The organism is Frigoribacterium sp. AC759, from assembly GCF_979256015.1.
The window spans coordinates 84,114-98,656 of sequence record NZ_CEEDMT010000007.1; the positions used below are offsets into that span (position 1 = coordinate 84,114).

General features: G+C 71.7%; 9 protein-coding genes. 5 read left to right on the forward strand and 4 right to left on the reverse strand.

Annotated features, from left to right (window positions below; genetic code table 11):
• Window positions 1-174: 174 nt before the first annotated feature.
• Window positions 175-774: a hypothetical protein gene (locus ACZ6JE_RS07995; protein ID WP_192060832.1), complete on the reverse strand. Its 600-nt coding sequence runs from the start codon at window positions 772-774 to the stop codon at window positions 175-177.
• Between the two features lie 244 nt (window positions 775-1,018).
• Between ACZ6JE_RS07995 and ACZ6JE_RS08000 the strand changes: the two genes are divergently transcribed.
• Window positions 1,019-1,522, forward strand: a complete 504-nt coding sequence (locus tag ACZ6JE_RS08000) for a MarR family winged helix-turn-helix transcriptional regulator (protein ID WP_464318647.1) — start codon at window positions 1,019-1,021, stop codon at window positions 1,520-1,522.
• Between the two features lie 33 nt (window positions 1,523-1,555).
• The gene (locus tag ACZ6JE_RS08005) at window positions 1,556-2,062 is read left to right on the forward strand and encodes a mycothiol transferase (RefSeq protein ID WP_464318648.1); all 507 of its coding nucleotides are present in this window, start codon (window positions 1,556-1,558) and stop codon (window positions 2,060-2,062) included.
• Window positions 2,063-2,232: 170 nt separating this feature from the next.
• On the opposite strand, the gene ACZ6JE_RS08010 is transcribed toward ACZ6JE_RS08005, so the two are convergent.
• Both ACZ6JE_RS08010 and ACZ6JE_RS08015 read right to left on the reverse strand, forming a co-directional pair.
• Window positions 2,233-4,308 carry a DEAD/DEAH box helicase gene (locus tag ACZ6JE_RS08010; protein ID WP_464318649.1) on the reverse strand — a complete coding sequence of 692 codons (2,076 nt, stop codon included), beginning with the start codon at window positions 4,306-4,308 and terminating at the stop codon, window positions 2,233-2,235.
• A gap of 502 nt (window positions 4,309-4,810) precedes the next feature.
• A complete protein-coding gene (locus tag ACZ6JE_RS08015; RefSeq protein WP_320479582.1) occupies window positions 4,811-7,960 on the reverse strand; it encodes an efflux RND transporter permease subunit in 3,150 nt (1,049 codons plus the stop codon).
• 206 nt (window positions 7,961-8,166) lie between these two features.
• On the opposite strand from ACZ6JE_RS08015, the gene ACZ6JE_RS08020 reads away from it, so the two are divergent.
• The gene (locus ACZ6JE_RS08020; RefSeq protein WP_320478419.1) at window positions 8,167-9,855 is read left to right on the forward strand and encodes an ABC-F family ATP-binding cassette domain-containing protein; all 1,689 of its coding nucleotides are present in this window, start codon (window positions 8,167-8,169) and stop codon (window positions 9,853-9,855) included.
• Between the two features lie 120 nt (window positions 9,856-9,975).
• Here ACZ6JE_RS08020 and yczR read toward each other — a convergent pair whose 3' ends face one another.
• Complete coding sequence (gene yczR, locus ACZ6JE_RS08025; RefSeq protein ID WP_464318650.1) at window positions 9,976-11,433, reverse strand: MocR-like transcription factor YczR; 1,458 nt, start codon at window positions 11,431-11,433, stop codon at window positions 9,976-9,978.
• Between the two features lie 62 nt (window positions 11,434-11,495).
• Between yczR and yczE the strand changes: the two genes are divergently transcribed.
• Complete coding sequence (gene yczE, locus ACZ6JE_RS08030) at window positions 11,496-12,122, forward strand: membrane protein YczE (protein WP_320478421.1); 627 nt, start codon at window positions 11,496-11,498, stop codon at window positions 12,120-12,122.
• Between the two features lie 144 nt (window positions 12,123-12,266).
• Window positions 12,267-14,531 (forward strand): amino acid permease, encoded by a 2,265-nt coding sequence (locus tag ACZ6JE_RS08035; protein ID WP_464318651.1) that lies wholly within the window; start codon window positions 12,267-12,269, stop codon window positions 14,529-14,531.
• Window positions 14,532-14,543: the final 12 nt, after the last annotated feature.

Below are 14,543 nucleotides of genomic sequence, written 5' to 3' on the forward strand. Positions count from 1 at the left end.
GTGGTCTCGGCGGTTCGGGCCGCCGTGGCCGGAGTGACCTCGGCGGTTCGGGCCGCCGTGGCCGGGGTCGATCCGACCGGTTCGGGGTGTCGGATCGTGTGCCCCGCCGTCGACCTACCCGGGGGGGAGGTCGGTCGGCGGCGGGAGCCTGACGAGCTCGGGAGAGCTCGGAGATCAGCTGTTCTGGGCTTCCCAGGTCAGGCCGAGGGCCGCGGTGCCGCCCTGGGTGCTGTTGGGGGCCGACGGGCTGACCGTGTAGGTCACCTGGTAGACGCGGGTCTCGGCGGCGGTGCCGGTGGGGGCCCAGTTGCCGACTCCGTTGGAGAAGTTGGTCGACGAGGTGCCGAACGCGGCGAGCGTGCCCGAGTAGAGCGACGAACCGGCGGCCGAGGGGGTGAAGCCGGCGCAGGTGCCGAAGCCGCCGCCCGTGCCCTGGACGACGCTCAGCGTGATGTTCGAGGCGAGGTTGTTGGTGGTGCTGGCGTTCGTGCCGTAGAGCTTGACGGTCGAGGCGAGCGATCCGGACGACGTGACGGCGATGCAGTTGCTGCCCGTCGAGCCCGGCTTAAGGTTCGAGGCGGTGAACAGCGCGGTGTTGCTGTCGTCGTCGGTGAGGGCGACGCTGCCCGCGGTCCAGTTGCTGGTGGGGTTGACGGTGGTCGACGAGAAGGCCGAGTACGAGGCCTGCGAGACGACGACACCGCTGGCGACGAGGGCGGCGGGGATGGCGATCCAGGCGGCGAGGCGGGTCATGCGGGGGGTGGGACGGGACATCGTGTGCTCCAAGTGGTCAGCGGGAAGTGTCGGTGTGAGTCGGGGTGGGATGTGCTCGGAATCCGAGTAATACGAGATTCGAGTAGTTCGTTACCCGAGTTGTTCGCTTCCCAAGTGGTACGACAATCAAGATACTTGCGCATCGAAGCGTGTGCAAGTCGCGTGCCGACCCCAGAGCGGGGGGTATCTTGATGAGTGAGATACTTGACCTCCGTACCAACGACCCGACGAGCGGCGCACGACCATGACCGATGTCTCTCCCCAGCCCGAGCGCGGCTCGACGCCGCCGCGCGACGACGACGGCCGGGTCGACGTGACCGCAGCCGTCCGCGCCTTCAGTCGACTCGAGCAGAGCAACACCGCGGTGATCAAGCTCGTGGCGGCCCAGCTCGGTCTCGGCGTCACCGACATCCGCGCCCTCGTGTTCCTCGCGAGCACCGACGAGGTCACGCCCAAGATGGTCACCGAGTACGTCGATCTCTCGACAGGCGCGACCACGAGCCTCATCGACCGGCTCGACACGGGCGGTTACGTGCGACGTGTCGCGCACCCCACCGACCGGCGCAGCACCGTCCTCGAGCTGGCGCCGCGGGGCGAGAAGGCCATCGCCGACGTCGCGCAGGTCTACCGGCTCGCCTTCCGCGAGGCGATCGACCCCCACTTCCTCGAGTTCTACGCGACCGCGACGAATGCCCTCGCCGACTCGCTGCGCAACCGCGCGAGCACCGGGCTCGACGAACTGCACTGACCGCGGTCCGCCCTCGGCTCGTAGCCTGGGGCGATGACTCCGTCCGACGTCCTCATCGAAGCCTTCGACCGCCTCCCCGCAATCGCCCGTGAGGCGGTGACCGGGCTCACCGTCGACGACCTGGCGTGGCGCCCCGACGCGGAGGCGAACTCGATCGCCTGGCTCGTCTGGCACGCCGCCCGCGGGCAGGACGTCCAGATCGCCGACCTCGCCGCGGGCGAGCAGGTCTGGGCGGTCGACGGCTGGGTCGACGCCTTCGCGCTGCCCTTCGCTCCCGGCGAGATGGGCTACGGGCAGAGCGCCGCCGAGGCGGGCGAGGTCCGTGTCGAGGCCGAGCTGCTGGTGGGCTACCTCGAGGCGGTGACGCTGCGGACCCGCGGCTACCTCGAGGGCCTCGACGCCGCGTCGTACACCGACGTGGTCGACGACCAGTGGGATCCCCCCGTCACCGCCGGAGCCCGCCTCGTCAGCATCCTCGGCGACTGCAGCCAGCACATCGGGCAGGCCTCGTACGTGCGCGGCCTCCTCGACCGCCGCTGACCCGCCGCCGTGGCTCCGGCCCCAGGGTGCGGCGGGTTCCCGTCATCCCGGGCGGGTCAGCGCTGACCCGCCGCCGATGACGCGGACCCGCCGCAGGGGGCGCCGTGACGCAGAAGAGCCGCGGAGGCGCGGGTACCTGCCCCGCGCCTCCTCGGCTCCGTGTGCTCCTCTTACGCCTGCGCGGCGGCGAGCTGGTCGATCAGACGGTCGCCGGGGCGCGTCTCGATCATCTCGGCCTCGATCTCGGCACGATCGAGCAGCTCCTCCATGCGGCGACGACGCGGACGCGTGATGAGCGTCACGACGGTGCCCTGCTTGCCGGCGCGACCCGTGCGACCGGAGCGGTGCATGTAGGTCTTGTACTCGTCGGGCATGTCGGCCTGGACGACCAGGCTGATGTCGTCGACGTGGATGCCGCGGGCGGCGACGTCGGTCGCGACGAGCACGTTGACCCGGCCGCTCGTGAGCATCTGCAGGTTGCGCGTGCGGCGGGCCTGGTTCAGGTCGCCGTGCAGGCTCGTCGAGCGGATGCCCGCGTCTTCGAGCTGGTCGGCGAGCTGCTCGGCGAAGGCGCGCGTTCGGGCGAAGACCAGGGTCTTGCCCTCGCCCGAGGCGAGCTGCTCGATGACGGCCGTCTTGTCGCGCTGCTCGATGACGAGCACGCGGTGGTCGATGGTGGCGCTGGCCTGGTCCTCGCCGGCGACCTCGTGCACGGCGGGGTTCACCAGGAACTCGTCGACGAGCTTCGCGACGCCCTTGTCGAGCGTGGCGCTGAAGAGCAGCTTCTGGGCGCGGGTGCCGTCGCGCTTGACCGTGGCGGTCTCGCGGATGATGCGCTGCACCGGCTCGAGGAACCCCAGGTCGCACATGTGGTCGGCCTCGTCGAGCACCGTGATGACGACCTCGCTGAGGTCGAGTCGGCCCTGGTCGATGAGGTCCTCGATGCGGCCGGGCGTGCCGATGATGATGTCGACGCCGCGGTTGATCGCACCGACCTGGCGGGCCTGGGGCACACCGCCGTAGACCTGCGTGGTGAAGAGACCGACCGAGCGGGCGATGGGCTGCACGGTGCGGTCGATCTGCATCGCGAGCTCGCGCGTCGGGGCGAGGATGAGCGCGCGGGGCTTGCGGCCCGGCTTGCGACCCTTGGCGCCGTTGTTCTCCATCAGCTTCTCGACGAGCGGGGCGCCGAAGGCGATGGTCTTGCCCGAGCCGGTGCGACCGCGGCCGAGGACGTCGCGGCCCTTCAGCACGTCGGGGATCGTCGCCGCCTGGATGGCGAACGGCGCCGCGGCGCCCATCGACGCGAGCTGGCGCTCGATATTGTCGCCGAGACCGAGGTCGCCGAAGCTCACGCCCTCGACGTCGGCCGCCGTGACGACCTCGGCCTGCAGCTTCTCGAGCTTGACGTCGTCTTCGGGCGAGTAGTGCGGGCCCGCCGCGGAGTTCCGCTTGGGGTAGAAGTCGCTGGGACGCTCGGACCGCGAGTCGCGGTCGGCGCGGTCGAACGAGCGCGGGGCGCGATCGGTGCGCGTGGGGCGGTCGCCGCGGTCGTTGCGCGCGGGGCGGTCGCTGCGGTCGTACGAACGAGGAGCGCGATCGTCGCGAGCCGGGCGGTCGCCGCGGTCGTACGAGCGGGGGGCGCGATCGTCACGCGCAGGGCGGTCGCCGCGGTCGTACGAACGAGGAGCGCGATCGTCGCGGTCGTACGAGCGGGGTGCGCGATCGTCACGCGCCGGTCGGTCGCTGCGGGTCGGACGGTCGTACGAACGAGGCGCGCGATCGTCGCGAGCGGGGCGGTCGCCGCGGTCGTACGAACGGGGCGCTCGATCGTCGCGAGCCGGGCGGTCGTCGCGGTCGTAGGAGCGCGGGGCGCGGTCGTAGCCGCGCGAGGGGCGGTTGTCGCGCCCGGCGCGGGCGGCCTCCTTGCCCCCGTCGCGGCCCCAGCCGCGGGCGGCGTCGCGTCCGCCGTCACGACCGCGCTCGCCGTTGCGGGCGTCGTGGTCGCGGGGGGCGAAGCGGCTGTTGCCGGTCTTCTCGCGGGGCTCCCAGTTGGGGCGGCCGGCGCCGGCGCCGCGGGGGGCGTCGCCGCGTCGTTCGGCGCGGGAGTCGGCGTTCCAGCGCTGCTTGCGCTCGGGGGCGCCGGCCTCGTCGGCGCGGTGGCCGCGGTGCTTGGGGCTCTTCGAGCCGGTGCCGCGCGAGTCGTTGCTCTTGCCGCGCGAGGGGGTCTTGTCGTAAGGGGGCATGGGTTTCTTTCCGGGCTTGCGGATGACGCGAAGAAATACCCGGGCAGCCGTTGACCAGGACCGTTCACCATCGTGAATTCATCCCGTCGAGATCCGACGGGAATCCGGCCCACAAGACTTACAAACCCTCATGCGCACCCCCGTCGTGACGAGCGGGTGGTGCAGTCGCGCCACAGGCGCGGTGTCTTGAGCCGACCGGTCCACGATACCCGACCCGCGCCTCCGGCAAAAGCCCCCTCTACGCGCGGCCGCGCGCCCCGTTTCGAGAAGACGGGCCCCATGGGTCAAGACACCGTGCGCCCGCAGCGCGTCTCCCCCGCACCAGGGCGGTGGCGGTGCTTCGCGGCCCACTCCGGGCGACTCCGTCGCCCCCGGGCGCCCCCACACGCCCACCCCCGCCGAACACGCCCGCAAACACCAAACCGCCCACCCCGGCGCAAGCGTCAGCGCCTACGCCTGCACCGGCGCCTGCGCCTACGCCGCAGGGCCTGCGTACCTGCACCTACCCCGCGCGCCGCTCCGCCCGGCGCTCGCGCGCACCCTCGACCAGGAAGTACAGCACCGGCAGCACGACCAGCGTCAGCACGGTCGACGACACGAGCCCGCCGATGACGACGATGGCGAGCGGCTGCGAGATGAAGCCGCCGTGCCCCGTGATGCCGAGCGCCATGGGCAGCAGCGCGAAGATCGTCGCGGTCGCCGTCATGAGGATGGGTCGCAGTCGGCGCGACGCGCCTTCGAGCAGCGCCTCGCGCACCCGCAGCCCTCGGGTGCGGTACTGGTTCACGAGGTCGATCAGCACGATCGCGTTGGTGACCACGATGCCCACCAGCATCAGCACGCCGATCAGCGATGCGACGCCCAGCGGGATCCCCGAGGCGATCTGCAGCAGGATCGCACCGGTCGCCGCGAACGGGATCGACACCAGCAGGAGGAACGGCTGCAGCAGGCTGCGGAAGGTCGCCACCATCACGATGTAGACGATGAGGATGGCGATCAGCACGGCCAGACCCAGCTGAGAGAACGCGTTCGCCTGGTCGGCCGTGACGCCGCCGATCTCGGTGTCGGCGCCGGTCGGCAGGTCGATGCCGTCGAGGGCGTCGGTCACCTCGGTGCTGGCCGTCGAGAGGTCGTCGCCCGACGGGGTGACGGTGACGGTCGCCGTGCGGACGGCGTCGGAGGTGGTGACCGAGGTCGGCCCGGTCGTCTCGTCGATCGTGGCGATCGAGTCGAGTCGCACGGGGCCGGTCGGGCCGGGCAGCTCGACGGCGCGGAGCTCGTCGAGACTCGCCGGCGGCGTCGGGGCGACGGTGTAGACGTCGATCGAGCTGTTGTCGATCTCGATCGAGCCGACCTGCAGCGGCTGCACGGCCTGCGACACGATCGCGCCGACGGCGACCTCGCTCAGTCCGAGCGCCGCCGCCTCGTCGCGGTCGATCTGCACGCCGATGATGGGCTGCGCCGAGGCGAGGTTCGAGCTGGCCTCGGCGGTGCCGGGCAGTTCGCGCACGGTCGACAGCACGCTGTCGGTCGCCGTCTGGAGCGTCTCGGGGTCGGGTGCGGAGACGTCGATGGTGATGTCGTTGCTCGTGCCGAACCCGCTCGAGGCGGTCACCTCGATGTCGCCGACGTCGCCGAGCCCGTCGAGGCGGTCGCGCACGTCCGACTGGACGACGTCCTGGTCGGCGCTCTCGTCGGTCGTGATCGAGTAGGTGACGGTGCTGTCACCCGAGCCGCCGAAGAAGCTGGCGATCGAGGTGCCGCTCGAGCCGATCGTCAGCTGCACGGTCTCGATGCCCTCGACCCCCTCGAGGGCCTCCTCGACCTGCGTCGCCGCGTCGGACTGCGCGTCGAGGCTGGTCGCCGGAGCGAGGGTCTGCGTGACGCTGAAGGTGTTCTGCCCGCTCGCCCCCAGGAAGTTGGTCTTCATGAACGGCACCGCGGCGGCCGTGCCGCCGAGCACCAGCACGGCGACCAGGATCGTGACGACGGGGCGACGCAGCGTGCCTCGCAGCACCGGCACGTAGACGCGGCGCAGTCGGTCGAGCGGGGCCCCGGCGGTGGGGTCGGAGGCGCGGGTCGTCAGCTCCTCGCCGGCGGCGCCTCCGGAGACGACGCCGTCGGAGCCCTCGGCCCCGGCGCCCGCGGCACCCCGGGCGGTCCCCGCGTGCTTGTGCGCCTTCGGCGCCCGGAGGAACCAGTACGCCAGCACCGGCACGATCGTCAGCGCGACGAACAGCGACGCGATGAGGGCGATCGTGACCGTCAGGGCGAACGGCCTGAACAGCTCGCCGGTGATGTTGCCCACGAAGGCGAGCGGCAGGAACACGACGACGGTGGTCACGGTCGACGCGGTGATGGCGCCGGCGACCTCGCGCACGCCGGTCGTGATGGCCTGGAGGCGGTCGGCGCCCGAGGTCAGGTGCCGCTTGATGTTCTCGATGACGACGATGGAGTCGTCGACCACGCGCCCGATGGCGATGGTCAGGGCGCCGAGCGTGAGGATGTTCAGCGTGTAGCCCGACGCCTGCAACCCGATGAACGTGATGAGCACGCTGGTCGGGATGCTGATCGCCGTGACGATCGTCGAGCGGATCGACAGCAGGAACACCAGGATGACGATCACCGCGAAGGCGAGACCGAGCAGCCCCTCTTCGGCGAGCGCGTCGATCGACTGCTGGATGAAGGGCGCCTGGTCGAAGACGACGGTGAGGTCGACGTCGTCGCCGAGGTCGGTGGCGAGTGCGGGGATGGCGTCGCGGACCGTCTCGGAGACGTCGACCGTGTTGGCGTCGAGCGTCTTCGTCACCGCGACCGTCAGGGCGGGCTCGCCGTTCACCCGGCTGATCGAGGTGACCGGGGCCGAGGTGAGCGCCACGTCGGCGACGTCGTCGATCGTGACGGCGGAGCTGCCGCCGAGCAGGGGCAGCGCGGCGATCTGGTCGGCGCCCGTCAGTCGCGACCCGGCCTGGATCGACAGCGTCTGGCCGTCCTGGGTGATGGTGCCGCCGGGGATCAGCTGCCCGTTGGCGTCGAGCGCGTCCTGGAACGCCTGCGTCGTGAGGCCTGCTGCGGCGAGCGCGTCGCGGTCGGGCGTGATGGTGACGCGCTGACCCGCGTCGCCGAAGACGGAGGCCTCGCGGACGCCGTCGAGCTTCTGCAGGTCGGGGACGGTCGTGTCCGACAGGCGGTCGACGAGCTGCTGCGCCTCGGAGTCGTCGTACCCGGTGACGGCGATCTGGATGATCGGCAGGTCGTCGAGGCTGCCGGTGACGACCTGGGTGTCGACGGCGTCGGGCAGGCTCAGACGGTTGACGGCCGACTGGATCTTCTGCTCGGCGTTGTCGAGGTCGGTACCGTAGGTGAACTCGGCCGACACGGTGCTGGTCGAGGTGCTCGAGGTCGCGGTCGTGCCCTCGAGACCCGGGATGATCTGCACCGCCTGCTCGATGGGGGTCGAGACGTCGTCGTTCACGACCTCGGGGGTGGCCCCCGGGTACGAGCTGACGATGGCGATCTGCGGGAACTGGACGTTGGGCGCCAGCTCCTGCTTGAGCGACGTGAGCGCGACCCCGCCGAACACGGCGACGACGATGGTGACGAGGGCGATCAGCGCGCGGTTGCGGAGGCTGAAGACGGACAGCAGATGCACGGGACTCCGGTGGTGACGAGGAGAGCGGAGGAGGCGCGGTGCACGACGTCCACCGCGCCTCCTATTGTCACCACTCTCTCTGGGAACTGGCGGCCCTCTCTCATGCCCTGTGGACGACATCTCGACTTCCCCTCTCGGGGAGGGACCGATATCCTGGTCGGCTGCCCGATCGGGGAGCACCCCCGAGCAGAAGAGGGAACGACCCCATGGGCTACATCGACGTCAACCGCGTGTCCTACGCGCTCGCCGACGGCAGGCCGCTGCTCGACGAGGTCTCGTTCCGGGTGGGCGAGGGCCAGAATGCCGTGCTCATCGGAGCGAACGGCGTGGGCAAGTCGACGCTCCTGCGTCTGATCCGGGGTGAGCTGAGGCCGGACGACGGCGTCATCGGCATCGACGGGGGTCTCGGCGTGATGGACCAGTTCGTGGGCCACGTCCGCGACGAGAGCACCGTCCACGATCTCCTCGTCGGGGTCGCTCCGACCGCCGTCCGCGCCGCCGCCCTGGCTCTCGACGCCGCCGAGCTCGCCCTGCTCGAGGACGACGTCACCGAGACGCAGATGGCCTACGCCACAGCGCTGGCGGACTACGCCGACGCGGGCGGTTATGAGGCCGAGACCCTGTGGGACACCTGCACCACCGCCTCCCTGGCCCTTCCCTACGAGCGGGCGCGCTGGCGCGAGGTCTCGACGCTCAGCGGCGGTGAGCAGAAGCGGCTGGTGCTCGAGGCCCTCCTCCGCGGGCCCGAGCAGGTGCTGCTGCTCGACGAGCCCGACAACTACCTCGACGTACCCGGCAAGCGCTGGCTCGAGGAGGCCCTGGTCGCCACCCCCAAGACCGTCCTGCTGGTCAGCCACGACCGCGAACTGCTCGGCCGTGTCGCCGACCGCGTCGTCACGATCGAGTCCGGCGCCGCCGGCAACACCGCATGGACGCACGGCGGCTCGTTCCGCACGTATCATCAGGCCCGCGCCGACCGCATGGAGCGTCTCGATGAACTCCGCCGACGGTGGGACGAACAGCACGAGAAGCTGAAGACCCTGGTGCGCAACCTGAAGGTCAAGGCGACGGCGATGGACAGCATGGCGTCCCGCTACCAGGCGGCCCTCACGCGCCTCCACAAGTTCGAGCTGGCCGGTCCTCCCCAGGAGCGCCCGCCCGAGCAGGACTTGACGATGCGCCTCACGGGCTCGCGCACCGGCAAGCGCGTCGTCGTCTGCGAGGGGCTCGAGCTGACCGGCTTGATGGCCCCCTTCGACTCCGAGCTGTGGTTCGGCGAGCGCATCGCCGTGCTCGGGTCGAACGGCTCGGGCAAGTCGCACTTCCTGCGACTGCTGGCGCGGGGCGGCACCGATCCCGACCCTCGCGACGGCCACGTGACGTCGGTCGGCGGGGCCCTCGAGCCTGTGCCGCACACGGGGCGCGCGACACTCGGTGCGCGGGTCGTGCCGGGCTGGTTCGCCCAAGCACACGAGCACCCGGCGATGCTCGGACGCACGCTGCTGGAGATCGTGCACGAGGGCGACGACGAGCGGCGCGGGCTCGGACGCGAAGCCGCCAGCCGGGCGCTCGACCGTTACGGACTGGTCGGGTCCGCCGAGCAGGTCTTCGAGTCGCTGAGCGGCGGGCAGCAGGCGCGGCTGCAGATCCTCCTCCTCGAGCTGAGCGGAGCCACGCTCCTGCTGCTCGACGAGCCCACCGACAACCTCGACATCGTGTCGGCCGAGGCCCTCGAAGGCGCTCTCGACCGTTTCGAGGGCACCGTCATGGCGGTCACCCACGACCGCTGGTTCGCGCGCTCGTTCGACCGGTTCCTCGTGTTCGGCGGCGACGGCGAGGTCTACGAGGCACCCGAGCCGGTATGGGACGAGAAGCGGGTGCAGCGCGCCCGCTGACCGGCCCTGCGGAGACGGTGGGTCACGACACGCCGCGAGCTGCGGAGGCCTCGCGGCGAGTCGTGACTCATGGACGGCCGAGGAGGCGCGGCCCGGCCGAGGAGGCGCGGGTCGGCCCCCTCAGACCACCTCGGCCAGCAGCGGCGAGGCCGGCCCCTGCACGCCGTCGATGCCGTCCCAGGCGGCGCGCAGGGCGGTGAGCGCCCGGTCGGTCTCGTCGTCGCCGTACGAGAACGGCACGCGGAGGAACCGCTCGAACGCCCCGTCGACGCCGAACACGGGGCCGGCGGCGAGCAGCAGCCCCTCGCGCCGGGCGGCGAGGGTCAGCTGCGAGCTGACGGGGGCGCCGAGCCCCACCCAGGTGCTGAGCCCGCCCGCGGGCGACGGGACGTCCCACGAGGGGAACGCGGTGCGGAGGCCGGTCACGACGCGGTCGCGACCCCGTCTCAGGTGGGCGGCCCGCGCCTCCAGCACGCCGTCGAGGTCGGCGAGCAGCTCGGCGACGAGCAGCTGCTCGAGCACGGGCGTGCCGAGGTCGCCGGCCGAGCGGGCGCGGACGAGGCGGTCGACGAGGGGGAGGTCGGCGCGGATCCAGCCGATCCGCAGCCCGCCCCAGAGCGACTTCCCCACCGACCCGATCGAGACGGCGGGCCCGTAGGCCGCCATCGGCGACGGCCGACCGGCCGCCGCGCCGGCACCCGCACCCCCGTCGATCGCCAGCTCCGCCATCGTCTCGTCGACGATCACGACGGTCCCCTCCGCCGCCGCCGCGTCGAGCACCCGCGCGCGCTGATCGGCCGGCATGGTCGCGCCCGTCGGGTTGTGGAAGTCGGGCATGAGGTACGCGACCGGCGGGCTCGTGCGCCGCAGCGTCTGCATCAGCGCCGCCTCGTCCCACCCGTCGCCGACGGTCACGCTGACCGGCACCAGCCGCGCGCCGGCGACCCGCAGCGCCTCGAACGCGTGCGGGTACCCGGGCGCCTCGACGACGGCGCGGTCGCCGCGGCCGACCAGCACCCGGGCGAGCAGTGCGATGGCGTGCTGCGCGCCGAGGGTGACGACGATCTGGTCGGCGCTCGTCTCGAGCCCGCGGCGCCGGTACCGTTCGGCGATCGCCTCGCGCAGCACGGGTCGGCCGATCTTGTCGTAGCCCGAGTCGCCGAGGTAGGCGCCCAGTCGTCCGGCCGCGCGCTGGGCCGCCTCGGCGATGCCGTGGGCGGCGGGCAGGGCGGCCTTCGTCAGGTCGAGCAGCCCCTCGGTCGAGGCCGGTCGGGGCAGAGCGACGCGGGTCGGCAGCCGCACGACGCTGCCGCTCCCCCGCACGCTGTCGATGTGTCCGCCGTCGCGCAGCGTCGCGTAGGCGGCCGTGACCGTCGTGCGGCTGACCCCGAGGTGGGTGCTGAGATCGCGTTCCGACGGCAGGCGGGTGCCGACCGGCAGTCGTCCGTCGAGCACGAGCAGCCGGATCCGGTCGGCGAGCGCCAGATAACCGGGAGCCGAGGAGGCGCGCCACGAGTCCAGCAGCACCCCCAGCGCTCGCGACGAGACAGCAGTGGCACCGGGGTCGACGTTCGTCACGGTGCCACCCTAGGTCGATTGGCCTCTTGCCACCAGGCCACCTCGACGATTGGATCGGAGTCATGCCCCTGATCCACCGCCTCCTCCGTCTCGCCGTCGGCCTGTTCGCCTACGGCTTCGCCATCGCCCTGATGGTCCGGGCCGGCATCGGGGTCGCACCGTGGGACGTCCTGACGCAGGGGCTCGCGAAGCACACGGGGCTCAGCTTCGGGCTCGTGACGTTCCTGACGAGCCTCGTCGTGCTGCTGCTCTGGATCCCGTTGAAGCAGCGACCGCGCTTCGGCACGGTCGCCAACACCTTGTCGATCGGGCCGGTCGCCGACTTCGGGCTGCACGTGCTGCCGCAGCAGAGCGTGTGGTGGGCGCAGGGCCTGACCTTCGCGGGCGGGCTGCTGCTGCTCGCCGTCGCGAGCGGGCTCTACATCGGCGCCGACTTCGGGCCCGGGCCCCGCGACGGTCTGATGCTCGGCATCCACCGGCGGTTCGGCTGGCGGGTGGGCGTGGCCCGCACCGCCATCGAGGTGTCCGTGCTGGCGGGCGGCTGGCTGCTGGGCGGGCAGGTCGGCATCGGCACGGCCGCCGAGGCTCTGCTGATCGGCCCCCTGGTCGCCATCACCCTGCCGCTCTTCGCGCGTCGCCGGGCGGTGGCGGCGACCACGGGATCGACGCCTGCAGCCGTCGCGACCTGACCCGCGCCTCCTCGGCTCCCGCCCCGCCCCTGTCCACCTGCAGCACACAGAACGAGACGGTTCGGTGAACAGGCGCGTGACCGGGGAATAACCGGGGCGCCGCAGTAGTTGACAGGCCCTCGGCACGGAGTAGAGTCGCCGCTCGTGACCAACGACACCCGGTCGCCGAAGCGGTGGCTGATCGGCGAACCGCTGCCCTCCGAGAAGCTCGACGGGCAGCTCCTCCCCAAGCACCTCGCGCTCCCCATCTTCGCGAGCGACCCGCTCAGCTCCGTGGCCTACGCGCCGCAGGAGCTGCTGATGATCCTGCTGATCGGCGGGCTCGGGTTCCTGACGCTCGCGCCGTGGGTCGCGGTCGCGGTGGTCGTGCTGCTGCTCGTCGTGGTCGCGTCGTACCGCCAGCTGATCAAGGCCTACCCCTCAGGAGGCGGTGATTACGAGGTCGCGCACCGCAACCTCGGCGAGAAGGCCGGCCTGGTCGTCGCGTCCGCCCTGCTGGTCGACTACGTCATGACGGTGGCCGTCTCGGTGGCCTCGGGCGTCGACAACATCATCTCGGCGGTGCCCGAGCTGGCGCCGATCCGGGTCGAGCTGGCGATCTTCTTCGTGATCGCGCTGGCGGCGGTCAACCTGCGCGGCGTCCGCGAGTCGAGCAAGGCGTTCGCGATCCCCACCTACCTCTTCGTGTCGAGCGTCTTCGTGATGATCGTCATCGCGCTGGTGCGCACGGCCCTCGGCGACCCGCCCGTGGCCGAGAGCGCCGACTACACGGTGCAGGCCGATCAGCTGACGCAGGCGGCGTTCATCCTGCTGCTGCTGCGCGCGTTCTCGAGCGGCTGCTCGGCGCTGACCGGCGTCGAGGCGATCGCGAACGGCGTGCCCGCCTTCCGTCGCCCCAAGGTCCAGAACGCTCAGAAGACGCTCGTGCTGATGGGCGGCATCGCGATCGTGCTGTTCGCCGGCCTCGTCGCCGTGGCGCTGATCGCGAAGGTGCACTACGCCGAAGACGCCTGCGATCTGCAGGGCTTCGTCGACTGCGAGGGCACGCCGCAGCGCAGCCTGATCGCGCAGATCGCGGCGTCGGTCTTCGGCGGCGCGCTCTTCGGCATCCCGTTCTATCTCATCCAGGCCTGCACGGCGGCGGTGCTGCTGCTGGCGGCGAACACGGCGTTCAACGGGTTCCCGCTGCTGGGGTCGATCCTCGCCCGCGACCAGTACGCGCCCAAGGCGCTGAACACCCGCGGCGACCGCCTGATCTACTCGAACGGCGTGATCGTGCTGGCCCTGGTCGCCTGCGCCATCCTGCTCGTCTACCAGGCGAGCGTCACCGGGCTGATCCAGCTGTACATCATCGGGGTCTTCGTGTCGTTCACGCTCGGGCAGACCGGCATGGTCGTGCACTGGACGCGGATGCTGCGCGAGGGCTGCGCCGATCGCGGCGCGGTCTGCCGCGCCCGCGGCATCAACGCGTTCGGCGCGCTGCTGACGGCCTCGGTGCTGATCGTCGTGACCGTGACCAAGTTCACACACGGCGCCTGGCTGGTGTTCGTCATCATGCCGATCCTGTTCACGCTGATGCTCGGGGTGAACCGCTACTACCGCGACGTGCTGGTCGAGATCGAGCCCGACGCGACCACGCAGTTCGGCTCGCACGGCGATCACGCGATCGTGCTGGTCGGCACGATGCAGAAGCCGGTGCTGAAGGCCCTCGACTACGCGATCGCGGCGCGGCACGAGTCGCTCGAGGCGATCCACGTCGGCATCGACGACGAGGCGACGGCGCTGCTGCAGCGGCAGTGGGCCGAGCAGAACATCGAGGTGCCGCTGCGGATCGTGCCGTCGCCGTACCGCGACATCAGCATGCCGTTGATCAAGTACATCAAGGCGCATCGCGACGAGCACGGCAGCGAGGTCGTGACGGTCTACACGCCGATCTACATCGTCGGCCACTGGTGGGAGTCGCTGCTGCACAACCACAAGAGCCGGCGCATCCGTCAGCGGCTGATGCTCGTGCACGGCGTGACGATCTCGCTCGTGCCGTGGCTGCTCGACTCGTCGGAGGTGCTCTACGGACGCCGCTCGCGGCCGATCCCCGGGCAGGACCGCCGCGGCGAGCCGATCCGTCCCACGCCGGTGCAGCGCCGTCCGCTCGAGCCGGCCGGTCGTCGGTCGGAGGCCGCCGGTGGTTCGCTCGGCGCCGACGCGGGCCCGTCGGGGCGTGCCGGAGCCGCGATCGAAGGAGGCGCGGTGCAGCGCGGACTCGACGCGCAGCCCTCGAAGACGGCCCCGTCGCAGACCCCGGGCGCTCCCGGTTCGGCGAAGAGCAGGCGCGGCGGAGGCTCCGCGGCCCGGAAGGCCCGATCGGCCGCCCGCAACTCGACCGGAGCCGCGCCGCGCAAGCGGAAGTAGCCGCCTTCGGCG